The following is a 16,994-nucleotide window of genomic DNA, read 5'->3' as shown; positions in this document are numbered from 1 at the left end:
GTCTGTCAGTCGTTTCACACCTGCGTCATCCGCTTGCCTTACACTGCGCGCCTATGACCAACATCCCTCACACCCAAATCACCGAATCCGCGGTCACCTGCTCGACCTGCGCGGCTTGCTGCTGCCAGCTGGAAGTCATGCTGATCACCGACACCGGCGTGCCGGAGCGCTATATCGACACTGATGACTGGGGCGGCGAAGTGATGCTGCGCCTGGACGACGGCTGGTGCGCGGCGCTGGATCGGGACACGATGATGTGCACGATCTACGAGCGACGCCCGCTGATCTGCCGGGAGTTCGAGATGGGGGCACCGGAGTGCCTGACCGAGCGCGAAGGGATCGCAACGGCCTACCGCTGATCGTCTGGTGAGTGGAGCTCTAAATGTGGGAGCGGGCTTGCTCGCGAAAGCGGTGTGTCAGTCAAACATGTAGCGACTGTTACACCGCTTTCGCGAGCAAGCCCGCTCCCACAAGGGTTCTCCGGTGTTACAGCGGCAAGGTGTAGTGCAACGAGTAGCTCTCTACCCCATCGTTATTGCTGCTGATGCCCGCATTGGAATAATGCGTGGCACGAATGCCCACCTCATGCCCACCCGCGAAGCGCAGGCCAAAGCCCAGGCGGTCTTCGAACTGGAAGGCCTGGCCGATGTTGTTGTCTTCCAGCTTGGTGCGCGAGAACACCGCCACCCCGATCCCAGCCTCGATGTAAGGCTTCACCGATTCGCCGGCAAACTCATACACAAAAACTGGCGAGAACGACAGGCTGCTGGCGCTGGCGCGCTTGTCGCCATCCCAATAGGTGTAGGCACCGCTCCAGTAACCGGTCAGTCGACCGGTATCGCTCTGCCACCAGCTTTTGTCCCAGTCCGATGTCAGTCCCAGCCGATAGGTCATGGTCGAATCGCTGGTGCCCCCCACACCAAATTCCAGGCCAGCAGCCTGTGCCGAAACAGAGTGCCCCACTACAGCGGCCGCAATCGCGGCCAAACAGAACAAGCGCTTCATAAGAAACATCCTTTCCAAACGAAGTTATAGAATTTTTTACAGGCAATCTGGCTATAGAAGCTGGCGTGTAGTCAGAAGTTCCAGCTTATAACGCCGATATTTCACGAATTTTTCACGAAGCGAAGCTTCGCACATCGCCCGGATATTTCCATAGTGTCGGTAGGATATTTCTTAAGTGATACACATCGCCGCTGGTCCAGAACTGCGCAGGTTCTGGATTGCCGTCGGCCAGCAACTCGCGCTCGCTCAGCAAGCGCTTGAGCTGGCGGGCCACGGCGGCACCGGTGTCGATGAGAATGATGCTGGGGGGCAGCATCTGCGCCAGGAGTGGCTTGAGGAAGGGATAGTGGGTGCAACCGAGGATGATGGTGTCGCAGCCGGCGCTGAGCAGTGGTTCGACGTAACCCTGCAACATCTGGCGCAGGGCTGGGCTGGTCAGGTCACCGCTTTCAATCAGCTCGACCAAGCCCGGGCACGGCTGGGTGATGACCTTCACATCGGTGGCGAATCGGTCGAGCAACGCAGCGAACTTGGCGCTTTGCAGCGTGCCGGTGGTGGCAAGCACCCCGACGACGCCACTGCGAGTGGCCGCTGCTGCAGGTTTTACTGCCGGCTCCATGCCTACCAGTGGCCAGTCAGGAAAATCCAGGCGCAGGTCGGCGACAGCGGCGACGGTGGCGGTATTACAGGCAATCACGAACGCCTTGGCGCCCTGCTCCCGGAAAAACGCTGCCACCCGCCGAGAACGCTCGAGGATAAACGCCGGGCTTTTCTCGCCGTAGGGGATGTGCCCGCAATCGGCCACGTACAGCAGTGATTCGTGGGGCAGCAGTTGATGGATTTCCTCCAGCACGGTCAATCCGCCGATACCGGAGTCGAACACACCGATCGGCGCACCCTTACCCATGTTGCGTCCCGCACACGCTGCAACCGGGATCACGCTTGACGCGCAACTCGCGAAAGCGCGTGGTCAAGGCATCGATAAGCAACAGGCGGCCCACCAGCGGCTCGCCGAAACCGGCCAGCAGTTTCAAGGCTTCCAAAGCTTGCAGGCTACCGACCATCCCCACCAACGGGCCGATTACGCCAGCTTCGCTGCAGGTGAGTTCGATATCGCTGCCGTGCCCGTATAAACAGTGGTAACACGGGCTCTCTTCGCGGCGCGGGTCGAACACCGACAGTTGCCCTTCAAGGCGAATGGCGGCACCGCTGATCAAGGGTTTGCCCGCCGCGACGCAAGCCGCGTTGACCGCTTCGCGGGTGGAGAAGTTGTCGCTGCAATCGAGCACCACGTCCACCGCTTCGACCGCTGCCGCCAGTGAATCGGCATCCAGCGCGGTGCGGTGGGCAATCAACGTGATTTCGGGGTTGATGGCCGTCAGGCGGCGCAGGGCCGAATCGACTTTGGTCTGCCCGACGCTGTCGGTGTCATGGATGATCTGGCGTTGCAGGTTGGTCAGGTCGACGGTGTCGAAGTCCGCCAGATGCAGTTCGCCCACGCCCGCCGCCGCCAGGTACAGCGCAACGGGCGCGCCCAGGCCACCGAGACCGACGATCAAGGCACGGCCGTTTTTCAGGCGCAATTGGCCGTCAATGTCGACATGTTGCAACAGAATCTGTCGGCTATAGCGCAACAGCTCCTGATCGGTCAGCACGGCCGGCGCCCCAGGGTGATGCGCTCGTGGCCGCCGAGGTCGATGCGGCTGTGAACCTCTTCAAAGCCTTCACTCAACAGCAGGTCGCGCACGGCCGGCGCCTGGTCGTAACCATGCTCCAGCAACAGCCGGCCACCGGCATTAAGGTGGGCGGGGGCTTGTTTGATGATCAAGCGCAAGTCGTCCAAACCATCATGACCGGCCACCAATGCGCTAGCCGGCTCAAAACGCACATCGCCCGCCGCCAGGTGCGGATCATTGGCGGCAATGTAAGGCGGGTTGCTAATGATCAGATCATAGGTATGACCTTGCAGCGCGCTGAACCAATGGCTGTTCAGCACCATTGCGTTGTTAAGGTGCAGGCGCTGGCGATTGCGCTCGGACAGTGCCACCGCTTCCAACACTCGGTCGACGGCGGTGACTTGCCAGGCAGGGCGCTCGCTGGCCAGGGCCAAGGCGATGGCACCGCTGCCGGTGCCCAGGTCGAGGACCTTGGCGGGGGTGGCCGGTAACAATTCCAGGGCAGCTTCCACCAGCAATTCAGTGTCCGGACGCGGAATCAGCGTGTGGGGCGCGACCTCTAGGTCCAGCTTCCAGAAACCTTGCTGGCCGAGGATATACGCCACCGGCTCACCGCCACGACGACGTTGCAGGTAGCTGGCAAAAGTCAGCGCGTCTTCACTGGTGACGATTTTCTCGGGCCAAGTGTGCAAGTAGCTGCGCGACTTGCCCAGAGCCGCCGCCAACAACAATTCGGCATCCAGACGCGCAGTGGGCGAATCCGGAAGGTCAGCGGCGCGCAGAAGGCTGGCGATGATGGTCATTTATTCACCTATCGCCGCGAGTTGATCCGCCTGGTATTCGGCGAGCAATGGCTCGATTACGGCGTCTACGCCACCGGCGAGAATCTCGTCCAGAGAGTAAAGCGTGAGGTTGACCCGGTGGTCGGTGACCCGGCCCTGGGCAAAGTTGTAGGTGCGGATGCGCTCGGAGCGGTCGCCCGAGCCCACCAACAGCTTGCGCTCGCTGGCAATCGCGTTGGCGGCGGCGCTGGTCTGCTGGTCGTTGAGCTTGGCCGACAGCCAGGACATGGCCCGCGCACGGTTCTTGTGCTGGGAACGCTCTTCCTGGCACTCCACCACGATGCCCGACGGCAAGTGAGTGATGCGGATGGCGGAGTCGGTCTTGTTGACGTGCTGACCGCCAGCGCCCGACGAGCGGTAGGTGTCGACGCGCAAGTCGGCCGGGTTGATCTCGATGGCTTCCTGCTCGTCCGGCTCGGGCAGCACGGCCACGGTGCAAGCGGACGTGTGGATTCGGCCCTGGGACTCGGTCGCCGGCACGCGTTGTACGCGGTGTGCGCCGGACTCGAACTTGAGCTTGCCGTAGACGTTATCGCCTTCAACCCGCGCGATGACTTCTTTATAGCCGCCGTGCTCGCCTTCGTTCTCGGACAGGATTTCTACCCGCCAGCCGCGGCGCTCGGCATACCGCGAATACATACGGAACAGGTCGCCGGAGAAGATCGCTGCTTCGTCGCCGCCAGTGCCGGCACGGATTTCGAGGAATACGTTGCGCCCGTCGTTCGGGTCCTTCGGCAGCAGCATGCGTTGCAGGTCGCCTTCCAGCGCAGCCAGCTTTTCCTTGGCTTCGCGGACTTCTTCCACGGCCATTTCACGCATGTCCGGATCGCTATCCTTGAGCAGCGCCTGGGCGCCTTCGAGGTCGGCCTGGGTTTTAAGCCACTGCCCATAGGTGGTCACAATCGGCTCAACTTCCGCGTACTCCTTGGAATACGTGCGGAATTTGGTCTGATCAGAGATGACTTCGCCATCGCCGAGCAAGGCGGTCAGTTCTTCGAAACGGTCCTGGAGCACGTCCAGTTTATTGAGCAGTGACGCTTTCATTGCGGTTTTTTATCCGAAGAGCTATCTGACGCGCCCTCACCGAGGGCAAAGAGTTCCTGGGCCATGGCCAGCGCATCGAGGCGGCCTTCGGCGGTAAGCTTTTTTAATTGTACGCTGGGCGCGTGGAGCAGCTTGTTGGTGAGACCGCGCGCCAGTTGCATCAGCACTTCTTCGGCGCTGCTGCCGTTGGCCAGCAAACGCTGGGCCTTGATCAACTCCTCGTCGCGCAGGCGTTCGCCCTGCTGACGATACGCCTTGAGCACATCCACCGCCGCCAATTCACGCAGGCGCACCATGAAATCTTCGGCGCCCGTGCTGACCATCTCTTCAGCCGCCTGGGCGGCGCCTTGACGGCTCTTGAGGTTTTCGGCGACCACTTCGTGCAGATCGTCGACGCTATAGAGGTAAACGTCGTCCAACTCGCCGACTTCGGGTTCGATATCCCGAGGAACGGCGATATCCACCATAAAGATCGGTTTGTGCTTGCGCAGCTTCAACGCGCTCTCGACCGCGCCCTTGCCAAGAATCGGCAACTGGCTGGCGGTGGAGCTGATGACGATATCGCTGCGCACCAGTTCGGCCGGGATATCCGCCAGCAACACGGCATGCGCGCCGAACTGCTCGGCAAGGATGCTCGCACGCTCCAGGGTGCGGTTGGCGACAACAATGCGCTTCACGCCCAGATCGTGCAGGTGACGGGCGACCAGGGTGATGGTCTCACCGGCGCCGATCAGCAGGGCCTGGCTGCGCTGCAAGTCACTGAAAATCTGTTTGGCTAGGCTGACGGCAGCAAACGCCACGGACACCGGGTTTTCACCGATGGCCGTATCGGTGCGCACTTGCTTGGCGGAATTGAACGTCGCCTGGAACAGCCGGCCCAGCAGCGGGCCGACGGTACCAGCCTCACGCGCCACGGCGTAGGCGGATTTCATCTGGCCGAGGATCTGCGGCTCGCCCAACACTAGCGAATCGAGACCGGATGCCACACGCATCATGTGACGAACTGCCGCATCCTCTTCGTGCACATAAGCGCTCGCGCGCAGGTCGTCGAGGCTTAAATGGTGGTAATCGGCCAGCCAGCGCAGTACCACATCCGCTGAAAGATGTTCCTGCTCTATATAAAGCTCGCTGCGATTGCAGGTCGAAAGGATCGCAGCTTCGCGACTGTCGGTGAGCCGGCAGAGCTGCTGCAGGGCCTCAACCAACTGCTCTGGCGTAAACGCCACGCGCTCGCGCACGTCTACGGAGGCAGTCTTGTGGTTAATACCGAGTGCGAGGAAGGCCATTCAATATCGCTGATGATGTCGGGAAGCCGACAATTGTCCTACTTCGAAAGATTCAGAACAACCACCGTAAGCTATTGTCCTAATGCCTTGTGTCTATAAAGGCACCCGTTGAGACTCGGTTATGTTTGGCCGAAGGCTTGTGTCATGATGATCCGACCGCAGGTTAGTCGTCCTCTTCCTATATGAATAGATCTTCCGCGTTGCTCCTTGCTTTTGTCTTCCTCAGCGGCTGCCAGGCCATGGCACCCGTGTCGCCGGACGGTACGCCGCCGGTGGAAGACAGCACCCCCGCCCCTGAAAAGCCCAAGGTTTATTCCTCGTTCAGTGAAGAAACGGTGTACAGCCTGCTGACCGCGGAACTCGCCGGCCAGCGCAATCGTTTCGACATTGCGCTGGACAACTACGTGACCCAGGCCATCAACACCCAGGATCCGGGGATTTCCGAGCGCGCGTTCCGCATCGCCGAGTACCTGGGCGCCGACCAGGCTGCGCTGGACACCTCGCTGATCTGGGCGAAGAACGCACCGGACGACCTGGAAGCACAACGCGCGGCGGCCGTTCAACTGGCACGCGCCGGGCGCTATGACGACTCCATGGTCTACATGGAGAAGGTCCTGCAGGGCAAGGGCGACACCCATTTCGACTTTCTCGCGTTGTCGGCGGCCGACACTGACCAAGACACGCGCAACGGTTTGATGAAGAGCTTCGACCGCCTACTGCAAAAACACCCGAAGAACAGCCAGCTGATTTTTGGCAAGGCCTTGCTGCTGCAACAGGATGACGAAGCCGACGCGGCGCTGAAGCTGCTCGAGCAGAATCCGCCGGAAGAAGGCGAAATCGCGCCTATCCTGCTGCGCGCGCGCCTGCTGCAGAATCTCAATCGCGGCAAGGAAGCGATTCCGCTGCTGGAAAAAAGCATCAAGAAGTATCCGGAAGACAAGCGCCTGCGTCTGACCTACGCGCGCATGTTGGTGGAGCAGGACCGCATGGAGGACGCCAAAGTGCAGTTCGCCAGCCTGGTGCAGCAATACCCGGACGATGACGAATTGCGCTACTCCCTGGCGCTGGTGTGCCTGGAAGCCAAGGCCTGGGACGAGGCCAAGGGTTACCTGGAAGAGCTGATCCAGCGCGAAAGCCATGTGGATTCGGCGCACCTGAACCTTGGCCGTATCGCCGAGGAGCGCAACGACCCGCAGGCCGCCCTGCTCGAATACGCCCAGGTCGGTCCAGGCAATGACTACCTGCCCGCCCAGTTGCGCCAGGCCGATATCCTGATGAGCAACGGTCGCACCGATGAGGCGGAAAAACGCCTGGCTGCGGCGCGCGATGCCGAGCCGGACTATGCGATCCAGCTGTACCTGATCCAGGCTGAGACCTTGTCGGCCAACAATCAGGGGGAACGTGCCTGGAAACTGCTGCAACAAGCCTTGTTGCAATTCCCCGACGATTTGAACCTGCTGTATACCCGTGCTATGCAGGCGGAAAAACGCAATGACCTGGCCCAGATGGAAAAAGACCTGCGCCTGATCATCAAGCGCGACCCAGACAACGCCATGGCCCTCAACGCCTTGGGTTACACGCTGTCCGACCGCACCACGCGTTACGCCGAAGCCAAGGTGTTGATCGAACAAGCCCACAAGCTCAACCCGGAAGACCCGGCCGTACTCGACAGCCTGGGCTGGGTGAATTACCGCCTGGGCAACCTGGACGAAGCCGAACGCTTGCTGCGCCAGGCGCTGGAGCGCTTCCCCGACCAGGAAGTCGCTGCTCACCTGGGCGAAGTGCTATGGGCCAACGGCAAACAGCGTGAAGCACGACAAGTCTGGGAAAAATTCCTCAAGGAACAACCCGAAAGCCCCATCCTGCGCGGCACCATCAAGCGCCTGACCGGATCCGAGACCCTTTAAGCTTATGTTCTTGCGCCACGTAGTTATTTTCAGCTTCATCGCCCTGCTCGCCGGTTGCGCGGGCATAGGCAGCCGCGAATCCGTTGAAGGCCAGGGCAACCCGGCGCAATGGAAGCAGCACAAGGATCAGCTCAGCAGCATCGACGGCTGGCAAATCGAAGGCAAAGTGGGGGTTCGCGCGCCGAAGGATTCCGGCAGCGGCACCTTGTTCTGGCTGCAACGCCAGGACTACTACGATATTCGCCTGTCCGGCCCGCTGGGCCGTGGCGCGGCACGCCTGACCGGTCGCCCGGGGCAAGTCAGTCTTGAAGTGGCCAATCAGGGCCGTTATGAAGCGACTTCGCCGGAAACGTTGCTGGAACAACAGATTGGCTGGAAGCTGCCGGTGTCTCATCTGGTCTGGTGGGTACGCGGCCTGCCCGCGCCTGACAGCAAGAGTCGCCTGAGCCTCAACGGTGACAGCCGCCTGGCCACGTTGGAACAGGACGGCTGGCAGGTGGAGTATTTGAGCTACGTAGAGCAAAGCGGTTATTCGCTGCCTGAACGCATCAAGCTGCACGGTCCCGACCTTGACGTCACGCTGGTGATCAAGGACTGGCAACCGCGCAAACTGGGGCAATAACGTGACTGTACAAACACTGACCCTGCCCTCCCCGGCAAAACTCAATCTGATGCTGCACATCCTCGGTCGCCGTGAAGACGGTTACCACGAGCTGCAGACGCTGTTTCAATTCCTCGACTACGGCGATGAACTGACCTTCGCCGTGCGCGACGATGGCGTGATCAAGCTGCATACCGAATTCGAAGGCGTGCCTCACGACAGCAACCTCATCGTGAAGGCGGCGAAAAAACTTCAGGAACAATCCGGATGCGGGCTAGGCATCGATATCTGGATCGATAAAATTTTGCCCATGGGCGGTGGTATCGGCGGCGGCAGCTCGAATGCCGCGACCACCTTGCTGGGTCTCAATCACTTGTGGCAACTGGGTTGGGACGATGATCGCCTGGCCGCGCTGGGCCTGACACTGGGCGCCGACGTCCCGGTTTTCGTGCGTGGGCACGCAGCTTTCGCCGAGGGCGTGGGGGAGAAACTCAGCCCGGAATACCCCGAAGAGCCTTGGTATGTCGTGCTTGTGCCGCAAGTATCTGTAAGTACAGCAGAAATTTTTTCAGATCCGTTGTTGACACGTAACTCTTCTCCCATTAAAGTGCGCCCCGTTCCCAAGGGAAACAGTCGAAATGACTGCCTACCGGTTGTAGCAAGGCGTTATCCAGAGGTACGTAACGCTTTGAATTTGTTAGGTAAATTTACCGAAGCAAAATTAACCGGAACTGGAAGTTGTGTGTTTGGGGGCTTCCCAAGCAAAGCTGAAGCTGATAAAGTCTCGGCCCTTCTTACAGAGACCCTTACAGGGTTTGTAGCAAAAGGAAGCAACGTTTCGATGTTGCATCGCAAGCTGCAAAGTCTGCTCTAAAGGAACCGAGTGCTAGGCACTCGTTGCAACAGATACAGGGGCGTCGCCAAGCGGTAAGGCAGCAGGTTTTGATCCTGCCATGCGTTGGTTCGAATCCAGCCGCCCCTGCCATTTTCTATACTCATCCAGGTTACCCTCAGCCTCTAGGTACTGCGCGTGTCCAAGATGATGGTCTTTACGGGGAATGCTAACCCCGATCTGGCTCGGCGTGTTGTACGTCAGCTGCATATCCCTCTCGGTGACATCTCTGTCGGTAAGTTCTCCGACGGCGAAATCACAGCCGAGATCAATGAAAACGTTCGCGGTAAAGACGTCTTCATTATTCAGCCGACTTGCGCTCCGACCAACGATAACCTGATGGAACTCGTCGTGATGGCTGATGCCTTCCGCCGCTCCTCAGCGACTCGAATCACAGCTGTAATCCCTTACTTTGGTTATGCCCGTCAGGATCGCCGTCCGCGTTCCGCACGTGTGGCTATCAGCGCGAAAGTCGTCGCTGACATGCTGACCGTGGTAGGTATCGACCGTGTTCTCACGGTTGACCTGCACGCTGACCAAATCCAGGGGTTCTTCGATATTCCGGTAGATAACATCTACGGCTCCCCCGTATTGGTGGATGACATCGAAGACCAGCGCTTTGAAAACCTGATGATCGTGTCCCCGGACATTGGTGGCGTCGTGCGTGCACGGGCTGTTGCCAAATCCCTGGGCGTGGACCTCGGGATCATCGACAAACGCCGTGAGAAAGCCAATCACTCTGAAGTGATGCATATCATCGGTGATGTCGAAGGGCGTACCTGTATTCTGGTTGATGACATGGTCGACACTGCCGGCACCCTGTGCCACGCGGCGAAAGCCTTGAAAGAGCATGGTGCGGCTAAAGTCTTCGCCTACTGCACACACCCTGTGCTGTCGGGCCGAGCGATCGAGAACATCGAGAATTCCGTGTTGGACGAACTGGTGGTGACAAACACCATCCCGTTGTCCGCCGCCGCTCAAGCCTGTGCGCGTATCCGTCAACTGGATATCGCACCGGTCGTTGCCGAGGCGGTCCGCCGCATCAGCAATGAAGAATCGATCAGCGCGATGTTCCGCTAAGGGTCAAACCTTCGGCACATCTCACTGACGAAAAGCGCCCCGCCCCGACATTCTGTTGGGGCGGGGCTTTTTTGCCCATGTCGAGTACGGCGCTGGTCGCAAACGCCCCTCGATGATGGCTATTTTGGAGATACAAAATGACTGACTTTATTCTGAACGCTCAAGCGCGTACTGACCTGGGGAAAGGTGCGAGCCGCCGCCTGCGTCACGCCGCCAACATCCCAGCCGTTGTATACGGTGGTAACAAAGCTGCTGAATCCGTGACCATCCTGGCCAAGGAAATCGCCAAGCTGTTCGAAAACGAAGCTGCCTACAGCCACGTTATCGAGCTGAACGTCGACGGCACCAAGCAGAACGTCATCGTTAAAGCGATGCAGCGTCACCCGTCCAAGCAGTTCATCATGCACGCTGACTTCGTTCGCGTTGTAGCTGGCCAGAAACTGACCGCCATCGTGCCTGTGCACTTTGTTGGTGAAGACGCTCCGGTCAAGAAAGGCGGCGAGATCTCGCACGTCCTGAACGAAATCGAAGTGACCTGCCTGCCGAAAGACCTGCCTGAGTTCATCGAAGTCGACCTGTCGGCTCTGGAAATCGGCGCTATCGTTCACCTGTCCGACCTCAAAGCCCCTAAAGGCGTTGAGTTTGTCGCACTGGCTCACGGTGATGACAAAGCTGTTGCCAACGTTCACGCTCCACGCGTTGCTCCAGAAGCTGAAGAAGGCGCTGCAGAGTAATTCACTCTGTATTGCCGGAGCTTGAGGAAACATCGCGGACCGGAACGTAGCGAGAAAGCGGGCGATAACGCGGCGTTTACTCTTGAGTAAATAGCTTCTGTCGTCCACTTTCGCCGCACACCGGTTGCGGCGATGTTATCCACAACTCCAAAGGAAGGGCCCCTGTCGTGACTGCCATTAAACTGATCGTTGGCCTGGGAAATCCAGGCGCCGAATACGAACAGACCCGGCATAACGCGGGGGCCCTTTTTGTTGAGCGCATCGCCCACGCCCAAGGTGTGAACCTAGTGGCTGATCGCAAATATTTTGGCCTGACCGGGCGCTTTTCGCACCTGGGTCAGGATGTTCGTCTACTGATTCCCACCACCTACATGAACCGCAGCGGCCAGGCTGTCGCGGCGCTTGCGGGCTTCTTCCGGATCAAACCCGAGGAAATCCTGGTGGCCCATGACGAACTGGACCTGCCACCCGGTGTTGCCAAGCTCAAGCTGGGCGGCGGGCATGGCGGGCACAACGGCCTGCGCGACATCATTGCGCAGTTGGGCAATCAGAATAACTTCTACCGCCTGCGGCTCGGCATTGGCCACCCAGGCGTTGCTAGTATGGTTTCAAATTTCGTCCTGGGTCGTGCGCCACGCGCCGAACAGGAAAAACTCGATGCCAGCATCGACTTTGCCCTCGGCGTGCTGCCGGATATCTTCGCCGGTGAATGGAACCGCGCGATGAAAAACCTGCACAGCCAGAAGGCCTGACTCTTACCGAGGGGAAACACCATGGGATTCAATTGCGGCATCGTCGGCCTGCCCAACGTCGGCAAATCCACCCTGTTCAACGCCCTGACCAAGTCCGGTATTGCGGCGGAGAACTTCCCCTTCTGCACCATCGAGCCCAACAGCGGTATCGTGCCGATGCCGGATCCACGCCTGGACGCCCTGGCGGCCATCGTCAATCCAAAACGCATCCTGCCGACCACCATGGAATTCGTCGACATCGCTGGCCTGGTTGCCGGCGCGTCGAAAGGTGAAGGCCTGGGCAACAAGTTCCTGGCCAACATCCGTGAAACCGATGCCATCGCCCACGTGGTCCGCTGCTTTGAAGACGAGAACGTGATTCACGTCTCCAACAGTGTCGACCCGAAACGCGACATCGAGATCATCGACCTGGAACTGATCTTCGCCGACCTCGACAGCTGCGAGAAGCAACTTCAGAAAGTCGCGCGCAACGCCAAGGGTGGCGACAAGGACGCCGTGGTCCAGAAAGGCCTGCTGGAGCAGTTGATCGCTCACTTCACCGAAGGCAAGCCGGCACGCAGCCTGATGAAGAACATGGGTGTCGATGAGAAGGCTGTGATCAAGGGCTTCCACCTGCTGACCACCAAGCCTGTGATGTACATCGCCAACGTCGCTGAAGACGGCTTCGAGAACAACCCACTGCTGGACGTGGTCAAGGCCATCGCTGACGAAGAAGGCGCCATCGTTGTTCCGGTGTGCAACAAGATCGAAGCGGAAATCGCCGAGCTCGATGACGGCGAAGAAAAGGACATGTTCCTTGAGGCCCTGGGTCTGGAAGAACCGGGCCTGAACCGCGTAATCCGCGCCGGCTACGAGATGCTCAACCTGCAGACCTACTTCACCGCCGGTGTTGAAGAAGTCCGCGCCTGGACCGTCAAGGTCGGTGCCACCGCACCACAGGCCGCCGGTGTGATCCACACTGACTTCGAAAAAGGCTTTATCCGCGCCGAAGTGATCGCCTACAACGACTTCATCCAGTTCAAGGGTGAAGCCGGTGCCAAGGAAGCAGGTAAGTGGCGTTTGGAAGGTAAGGAATACATCGTTAAAGATGGCGATGTGATGCACTTCCGTTTCAACGTGTAATCGCTACTCGCGGTTTACGCCGAATATAAAAAGCCGATGCACTGCATCGGCTTTTTTGTGGGCGACGACTTTACGAATACTCTGACACAACAGATTAGTCTAAATATCAACAGTTTTCAGACTCTGCCTACTCTCCCCTGCACCGCTCTACTTAATACGTTCAGCGCCCGAAAACTATCAAACTTATCCCACATGACTTCGGCAACTAATCACCCTAAGGACCGGTGATAACTGTTATAAAATTCGCCCTATTGTGCAGAGCCTGCACGTTGTCTTTTCGACAGTGAAGCAAGAGCGAGTATGGAGTAATCATCCGATGTCGGCGCTTGACCACATGGAAAACGAAACAAGCACTTCACTCATTGAAGACGCTGACATTGAACATGTCTTGAGCAGCACTGCCCCCCTCAACGTTGACATCCTGTTGCTGGGAGAAACCGGCACCGGCAAAGATACCTTGGCACAACGCATTCATCGGCTATCAGGGCGACGGGGCAACCTGGTCGCGGTCAATTGCGCAGCCATTCCGGAGACCCTGGCGGAGAGTCAACTGTTTGGAGTCAACAGCGGCGCGTACACCGGCGCCGTGCAATCACGGGCAGGCTTTATCGAAGCCGCGCACCTGGGCACCTTGTACCTGGATGAAATCGACAGCTTGCCGCTCTCGCTCCAGGCCAAGCTGCTGCGAGTACTGGAGGCTCGTGGCGTTGAGCGCTTGGGTTCAACCCGCTTCATTCCGGTGGATATGCGCGTTATAGCGTCTGCCCAGCAGCTGCTGCATAAAATGGTCGAGCGAGGAGCGTTCAGGCGCGATCTTTATTTCCGCCTGAATGTGGTCACCATCCAGCTCGCGCCACTGCGTGAGCGCCGTGAACGCATTATCCCTTTATTCTTGAGCATGCTCAGGCAGGAGGCCGAGCGATTCAAACGCCCACCACCTTCACCACCCTGCACGCTGCTGCTGCAGCTGCTTGGCTATTCCTGGCTGGGTAACGTGCGTGAATTGCGCTCGGCCGCCAAGCGCTGCGTACTGGGACTGCCACCGCTGTGTGGGCCGGCCATGCCGGATGAAGGGGTCGAGATAGGCCTCAAGGGCCGCCTTCAACAGATTGAAAAGACGCTGATTGAAGAGTCCCTGCAGCGGCACGAACACAATGTGGACCGTGTGGCAGTCGAGTTAGGCGTGGCCAAACGCACGCTTTACTACCGAATGAAACAACTTCATATTTCGTTGGATTAACCCCCAGGCAATCAACTAATAATTCGAAACATTTGCACGAAAAACTTCAGGAACGCCATCCACATCAACGGCCACATAGTTAGTGCCAGCAGCGATTCAAATATTATGAATCAAACTGGTAAACCCACTATCTTTATTGCAGGCATCTCTGGAGAACACCCAATGACGATACCCTCCAACACTGGCTATAACCCTTATCCGGTTGGCAATGGTTATGGCTCAGGCGCACCGAGTTTGGAACAAACCACCGAAGGGTCTAAAGAAGACAACAAAAAGATCGCAGAGTTGGCTCGAGAAGCTAGGTGGCAAACCGGCTTGAAGAGTGTTGCTGATACCTACCGTTAAGAATGGCCAGCTTCCCCGAGGCAATCCGTCGGGGAAGTTTTCTACACCGGCGACGCTGACCCAGCTTCGCCCTCCTGAGCCCTTGATGCAAAAGGTCTGGCATGCAAATCAAAACCGTTTTTTCCGCAGAGCATGACGACACTGGCAGCGCACACAGATCAGTTGAATATTCACCCGCACCGCCTGCCGATATCCATCTCTTCACCTCAGCCCTGGCACAGCCAACCCCCCTGGCTGCCACCACGCATCGGGCTGAACGGAGCAGCCTGCTGGCAGACGCGTCAGACGCGCTCGCCCACTCAACAGAACGCATGGGCAAAAGTTTGCGCGCCCTCAGTAAAAAAAATAACGAGCGTGCAATGCGGGACTACCCTAGCCACCTTTCCAACACCTTGCTGCTGACTCACATCCTGGTCAAGAGTGTCGGGAAAACCGCCCAAGGCCTCGATAAAATCAGCAATTTGCAGTAGATGGGCATGAAGTCCCTCCTCCCCGCTCTGCTGCTTTTATGGCTCGCCTTCATGCTGAACGGTTGCAGTGAGCGCGTCGAACTCCACCGCCAATTATCCGAACAGGAAGCCAACGAGGTCATTGCCGAATTGGCTGACAAACATATCCGCGCACAAAAAGTGCCTGCTAAAGACGGTGTTGTCGTGGTCGTCAATGCCATCGACATCGGTCGTGCCGTGCGTACGTTGGAGGCGGTCGGATTGCCCAAGGTCGCACGTACCACATTGGGCGATACGTTTCGCAAGGACGGCGTCATTTCAACACCACTGGAGGAGCGGGCTCGGTACATCTATGCCCTGTCCCAGGAACTTGAGGCGACCTTGTCGAACATTGACGGTGTTATCGTCGCCCGGGTGCATGTGGTGCTTCCAGAGCGCATCGCGCCGGGAGAACCGGTGCAACCGGCCTCTGCTTCGGTTTTCATCAAGCATGATCCACGGCTAGACCCCGATAATATCCGTTCTCGGGTTCGCCGAATGGTTGCCAGCAGCATCCCGGGAATGTCCACGGCGGTGGATAACCCGCAAAAGCTCACGGTGGTCTTCGTGCCTTCAATCGCCTATCAAGAGCAACGGCAGCTGACGTATTTCGGGCCGTTCTTGATACCCGCAGATGACCTCGGTTTTTGGCGCGCCAGCATGACCCTTACGTTGGTTGCCATCGTGATGACGACGGCCGCGTTACTCTTCCTGCGCAACCGGCGACAGCGGGCAATCCAAGCTGCGGCCGGCTACTCCAATAATTCGCAAGCGACCCACCCGTGAGTGAACACCTGAGCTGGGCGCAATGGTGGGCGCGTCCTTGGAGGTCGGCGCACGATGACTGGCATACCCTCGGCGACCCAGTAATCAACGCGCTGCGCCTTATCGACGCCCCAGTGAACTGTACCGTCGAAGGGATTACCCCAGGCCTGCCCCCTGCTCCTCACCCCACGCTGCTCAAGCTGGCCTTGGCGTCGGCCTCGGAACTCGATTTCGTGCTCGACCTGATTGACAGCATTTGTAGGCCGCAAACCACCACCGCCTTGCAGGAGGATCATCACCTATGGTGCAAGCGAATTGCCAAGGCCTTGCCCCCGCAAACACTGTTACCTGCAGACGATCCTTTGCAACTGCTGCGTGCATGGGTTGAGCCTCCCGTCTGGCAACGCCTCCGATTGCGCTTTTGCTTTGCGCGTGTGCTCGAACTGGAAAGAAGCCACCGCCCATACGTCGGCGATGCGAGTCGCCTGGATACCCTGTGGCAAGCCGTGGTGTGGCGCATGACAACACGCACCAGCACTCGCATGGTGCCTGCGCCCCACGCAATGGACAACTGACGATGCTCTGCCGACGCAAAATCACACTGCCGCCCGACGCCCATAGCCTGTCGCACGGGCTGATTCCCAGAGAGGTGCTCGCTGACTGCACCCAAGCCGAACACCTGTTAACCCGCGCCAAGGCTCAGGCTGACGCGTTGCTCAACCGCGCACAACTCAGCCGCGAGGCGCTTTTGGAGCAGGCGGGCCAGGCGTTCTGGCAACGCGCCAACGCACAGCTGCATCGATGGGAAAACGAGCAAAAAGCATTGTGCGACAACCTGGAGCGGTACATCACAGGGGTCGTCAACCAGGCGATCAGGCACCTACTTGACGAGACGCCGCAGCCACAACGCCTGGCAGCGCTGCTCAAGCAATTGCTGGCAAGCCAGGTACCGGAGGTGAATGCGCTCCTGTTGTGTCATCCACGGGAAATCGAGGCACTCAAACATTGCCTCAGCCGCCATGACGCCGCGCGTTGGAGAGTTCAGCCAGACGACACCATCAGCACTCAAACCCTCGTTCTGAAAACCGACGAAGGCGACTTTCACATCAATTGGGCCTCCATGCTTGCCCCGTTTTCCAAAGAAGGTGATCGGGCTCCACTGGCTGGCCTGGCGCAATCAACTTGGAACTGAATAGCCAGCACTGACCACAGAGG

Annotated in this window: 20 protein-coding genes and 1 tRNA gene; 15 read left to right on the top strand and 6 right to left on the bottom strand. The window is 58.7% G+C overall.

Annotated elements, in window-relative coordinates:
* Positions 1–53 precede the first annotated feature (53 nt).
* A complete protein-coding gene (locus ACP7C6_RS22345; RefSeq protein ID WP_028618756.1) occupies positions 54–359 on the top strand; it encodes a YkgJ family cysteine cluster protein in 306 nt (101 codons plus the stop codon).
* 127 nt (positions 360–486) lie between these two features.
* Here the strand turns inward: ACP7C6_RS22345 and ACP7C6_RS22340 are convergent, their stop codons facing one another.
* The 6 genes from ACP7C6_RS22340 to hemA form a co-directional block, all read right to left on the bottom strand.
* Positions 487–1,005 (bottom strand): acyloxyacyl hydrolase, encoded by a 519-nt coding sequence (locus ACP7C6_RS22340; protein ID WP_028618755.1) that lies wholly within the window; start codon positions 1,003–1,005, stop codon positions 487–489.
* A 112-nt stretch (positions 1,006–1,117) separates the two neighbouring features.
* On the bottom strand, positions 1,118–1,912 hold the full coding sequence (gene murI / locus ACP7C6_RS22335; RefSeq protein WP_308908328.1) for a glutamate racemase: 795 nt from the start codon (positions 1,910–1,912) through the stop codon (positions 1,118–1,120).
* On the bottom strand, positions 1,905–2,660 hold the full coding sequence (locus tag ACP7C6_RS22330) for a molybdopterin-synthase adenylyltransferase MoeB (RefSeq protein ID WP_028618753.1): 756 nt from the start codon (positions 2,658–2,660) through the stop codon (positions 1,905–1,907). Before ACP7C6_RS22330 ends, murI begins: the two co-directional genes overlap by 8 nt.
* The gene (gene prmC / locus ACP7C6_RS22325) at positions 2,654–3,484 is read right to left on the bottom strand and encodes a peptide chain release factor N(5)-glutamine methyltransferase (RefSeq protein ID WP_426109257.1); all 831 of its coding nucleotides are present in this window, start codon (positions 3,482–3,484) and stop codon (positions 2,654–2,656) included. Before prmC ends, ACP7C6_RS22330 begins: the two co-directional genes overlap by 7 nt.
* On the bottom strand, positions 3,485–4,567 hold the full coding sequence (gene prfA, locus ACP7C6_RS22320; protein WP_028618751.1) for a peptide chain release factor 1: 1,083 nt from the start codon (positions 4,565–4,567) through the stop codon (positions 3,485–3,487).
* Positions 4,564–5,853, bottom strand: coding sequence for a glutamyl-tRNA reductase (hemA, locus tag ACP7C6_RS22315; RefSeq protein ID WP_016977075.1), 1,290 nt, complete (start codon positions 5,851–5,853; stop codon positions 4,564–4,566). The genes prfA and hemA overlap by 4 nt, the downstream gene beginning before the upstream one ends.
* 182 nt (positions 5,854–6,035) lie before the next feature.
* On the opposite strand from hemA, the gene ACP7C6_RS22310 reads away from it, so the two are divergent.
* The 14 genes from ACP7C6_RS22310 to sctL all read left to right on the top strand — a co-directional run bounded on the left by ACP7C6_RS22310 (position 6,036) and on the right by sctL (position 16,971).
* Positions 6,036–7,760, top strand: coding sequence for a tetratricopeptide repeat protein (locus tag ACP7C6_RS22310; protein ID WP_028618750.1), 1,725 nt, complete (start codon positions 6,036–6,038; stop codon positions 7,758–7,760).
* 4 nt (positions 7,761–7,764) lie between these two features.
* Positions 7,765–8,382: a lipoprotein insertase outer membrane protein LolB gene (gene lolB, locus ACP7C6_RS22305; protein ID WP_028618749.1), complete on the top strand. Its 618-nt coding sequence runs from the start codon at positions 7,765–7,767 to the stop codon at positions 8,380–8,382.
* A 49-nt stretch (positions 8,383–8,431) separates the two neighbouring features.
* Positions 8,432–9,235, top strand: a complete 804-nt coding sequence (gene ispE, locus ACP7C6_RS22300) for a 4-(cytidine 5'-diphospho)-2-C-methyl-D-erythritol kinase (protein ID WP_218169695.1) — start codon at positions 8,432–8,434, stop codon at positions 9,233–9,235.
* 36 nt (positions 9,236–9,271) lie between these two features.
* Positions 9,272–9,346 (top strand) — tRNA-Gln (locus tag ACP7C6_RS22295).
* A 45-nt stretch (positions 9,347–9,391) separates the two neighbouring features.
* Complete coding sequence (locus ACP7C6_RS22290; RefSeq protein WP_003171603.1) at positions 9,392–10,333, top strand: ribose-phosphate pyrophosphokinase; 942 nt, start codon at positions 9,392–9,394, stop codon at positions 10,331–10,333.
* Between the two features lie 137 nt (positions 10,334–10,470).
* Entirely contained in the window at positions 10,471–11,067 is a 597-nt protein-coding gene (locus tag ACP7C6_RS22285; protein ID WP_311894498.1) for a 50S ribosomal protein L25/general stress protein Ctc, read from the top strand.
* A gap of 167 nt (positions 11,068–11,234) precedes the next feature.
* A complete protein-coding gene (pth, locus tag ACP7C6_RS22280) occupies positions 11,235–11,819 on the top strand; it encodes an aminoacyl-tRNA hydrolase (protein ID WP_028618746.1) in 585 nt (194 codons plus the stop codon).
* Positions 11,820–11,840: 21 nt separating this feature from the next.
* The gene (gene ychF / locus ACP7C6_RS22275) at positions 11,841–12,941 is read left to right on the top strand and encodes a redox-regulated ATPase YchF (RefSeq protein ID WP_017529916.1); all 1,101 of its coding nucleotides are present in this window, start codon (positions 11,841–11,843) and stop codon (positions 12,939–12,941) included.
* Positions 12,942–13,257: 316 nt separating this feature from the next.
* Positions 13,258–14,181: a sigma-54-dependent Fis family transcriptional regulator gene (locus ACP7C6_RS22270; RefSeq protein ID WP_028618745.1), complete on the top strand. Its 924-nt coding sequence runs from the start codon at positions 13,258–13,260 to the stop codon at positions 14,179–14,181.
* A 105-nt stretch (positions 14,182–14,286) separates the two neighbouring features.
* Positions 14,287–14,526 carry a hypothetical protein gene (locus tag ACP7C6_RS22265; protein ID WP_134743006.1) on the top strand — a complete coding sequence of 80 codons (240 nt, stop codon included), beginning with the start codon at positions 14,287–14,289 and terminating at the stop codon, positions 14,524–14,526.
* Positions 14,527–14,627: 101 nt separating this feature from the next.
* The gene (locus ACP7C6_RS22260) at positions 14,628–14,996 is read left to right on the top strand and encodes a hypothetical protein (protein ID WP_231980874.1); all 369 of its coding nucleotides are present in this window, start codon (positions 14,628–14,630) and stop codon (positions 14,994–14,996) included.
* A 6-nt stretch (positions 14,997–15,002) separates the two neighbouring features.
* Entirely contained in the window at positions 15,003–15,800 is a 798-nt protein-coding gene (gene sctJ / locus ACP7C6_RS22255; RefSeq protein ID WP_426109256.1) for a type III secretion system inner membrane ring lipoprotein SctJ, read from the top strand.
* Positions 15,797–16,354 carry a type III secretion protein gene (locus tag ACP7C6_RS22250; RefSeq protein WP_426109255.1) on the top strand — a complete coding sequence of 186 codons (558 nt, stop codon included), beginning with the start codon at positions 15,797–15,799 and terminating at the stop codon, positions 16,352–16,354. The genes sctJ and ACP7C6_RS22250 overlap by 4 nt, the downstream gene beginning before the upstream one ends.
* Complete coding sequence (gene sctL / locus ACP7C6_RS22245) at positions 16,276–16,971, top strand: type III secretion system stator protein SctL (protein WP_426109254.1); 696 nt, start codon at positions 16,276–16,278, stop codon at positions 16,969–16,971. The genes ACP7C6_RS22250 and sctL overlap by 79 nt, the downstream gene beginning before the upstream one ends.
* Positions 16,972–16,994: the final 23 nt, after the last annotated feature.

The sequence above is a fragment of the Pseudomonas sp. TWR1-1-4 genome, from assembly GCF_049897165.1.
GTDB classification, from domain to species: domain Bacteria; phylum Pseudomonadota; class Gammaproteobacteria; order Pseudomonadales; family Pseudomonadaceae; genus Aquipseudomonas; species Aquipseudomonas canadensis.
Note: the sequence above shows the minus strand (reverse complement) of the source record. Positions and strands in the feature narration are given on the sequence as shown.

Bases quoted from the DNA above. Each gene is read 5' to 3' on its own strand.
- ACP7C6_RS22345 (WP_028618756.1), top strand. From the start codon at position 54: ATGACCAACATCCCTCACACCCAAATCACCGAATCCGCGGTCACCTGC.
- ACP7C6_RS22265 (WP_134743006.1), top strand. From the start codon at position 14,287: ATGAATCAAACTGGTAAACCCACTATCTTTATTGCAGGCATCTCTGGA.
- prmC (WP_426109257.1), bottom strand. From the start codon at position 3,484: ATGACCATCATCGCCAGCCTTCTGCGCGCCGCTGACCTTCCGGATTCG.
- ychF (WP_017529916.1), top strand. From the start codon at position 11,841: ATGGGATTCAATTGCGGCATCGTCGGCCTGCCCAACGTCGGCAAATCC.
- lolB (WP_028618749.1), top strand. From the start codon at position 7,765: ATGTTCTTGCGCCACGTAGTTATTTTCAGCTTCATCGCCCTGCTCGCC.
- ACP7C6_RS22270 (WP_028618745.1), top strand. From the start codon at position 13,258: ATGTCGGCGCTTGACCACATGGAAAACGAAACAAGCACTTCACTCATT.
- ACP7C6_RS22285 (WP_311894498.1), top strand. From the start codon at position 10,471: ATGACTGACTTTATTCTGAACGCTCAAGCGCGTACTGACCTGGGGAAA.
- ACP7C6_RS22340 (WP_028618755.1), bottom strand. From the start codon at position 1,005: ATGAAGCGCTTGTTCTGTTTGGCCGCGATTGCGGCCGCTGTAGTGGGG.
- hemA (WP_016977075.1), bottom strand. From the start codon at position 5,853: ATGGCCTTCCTCGCACTCGGTATTAACCACAAGACTGCCTCCGTAGAC.
- ACP7C6_RS22310 (WP_028618750.1), top strand. From the start codon at position 6,036: ATGAATAGATCTTCCGCGTTGCTCCTTGCTTTTGTCTTCCTCAGCGGC.
- ACP7C6_RS22260 (WP_231980874.1), top strand. From the start codon at position 14,628: ATGCAAATCAAAACCGTTTTTTCCGCAGAGCATGACGACACTGGCAGC.
- sctJ (WP_426109256.1), top strand. From the start codon at position 15,003: ATGAAGTCCCTCCTCCCCGCTCTGCTGCTTTTATGGCTCGCCTTCATG.
- prfA (WP_028618751.1), bottom strand. From the start codon at position 4,567: ATGAAAGCGTCACTGCTCAATAAACTGGACGTGCTCCAGGACCGTTTC.
- ispE (WP_218169695.1), top strand. From the start codon at position 8,432: ATGCTGCACATCCTCGGTCGCCGTGAAGACGGTTACCACGAGCTGCAG.
- murI (WP_308908328.1), bottom strand. From the start codon at position 1,912: ATGGGTAAGGGTGCGCCGATCGGTGTGTTCGACTCCGGTATCGGCGGA.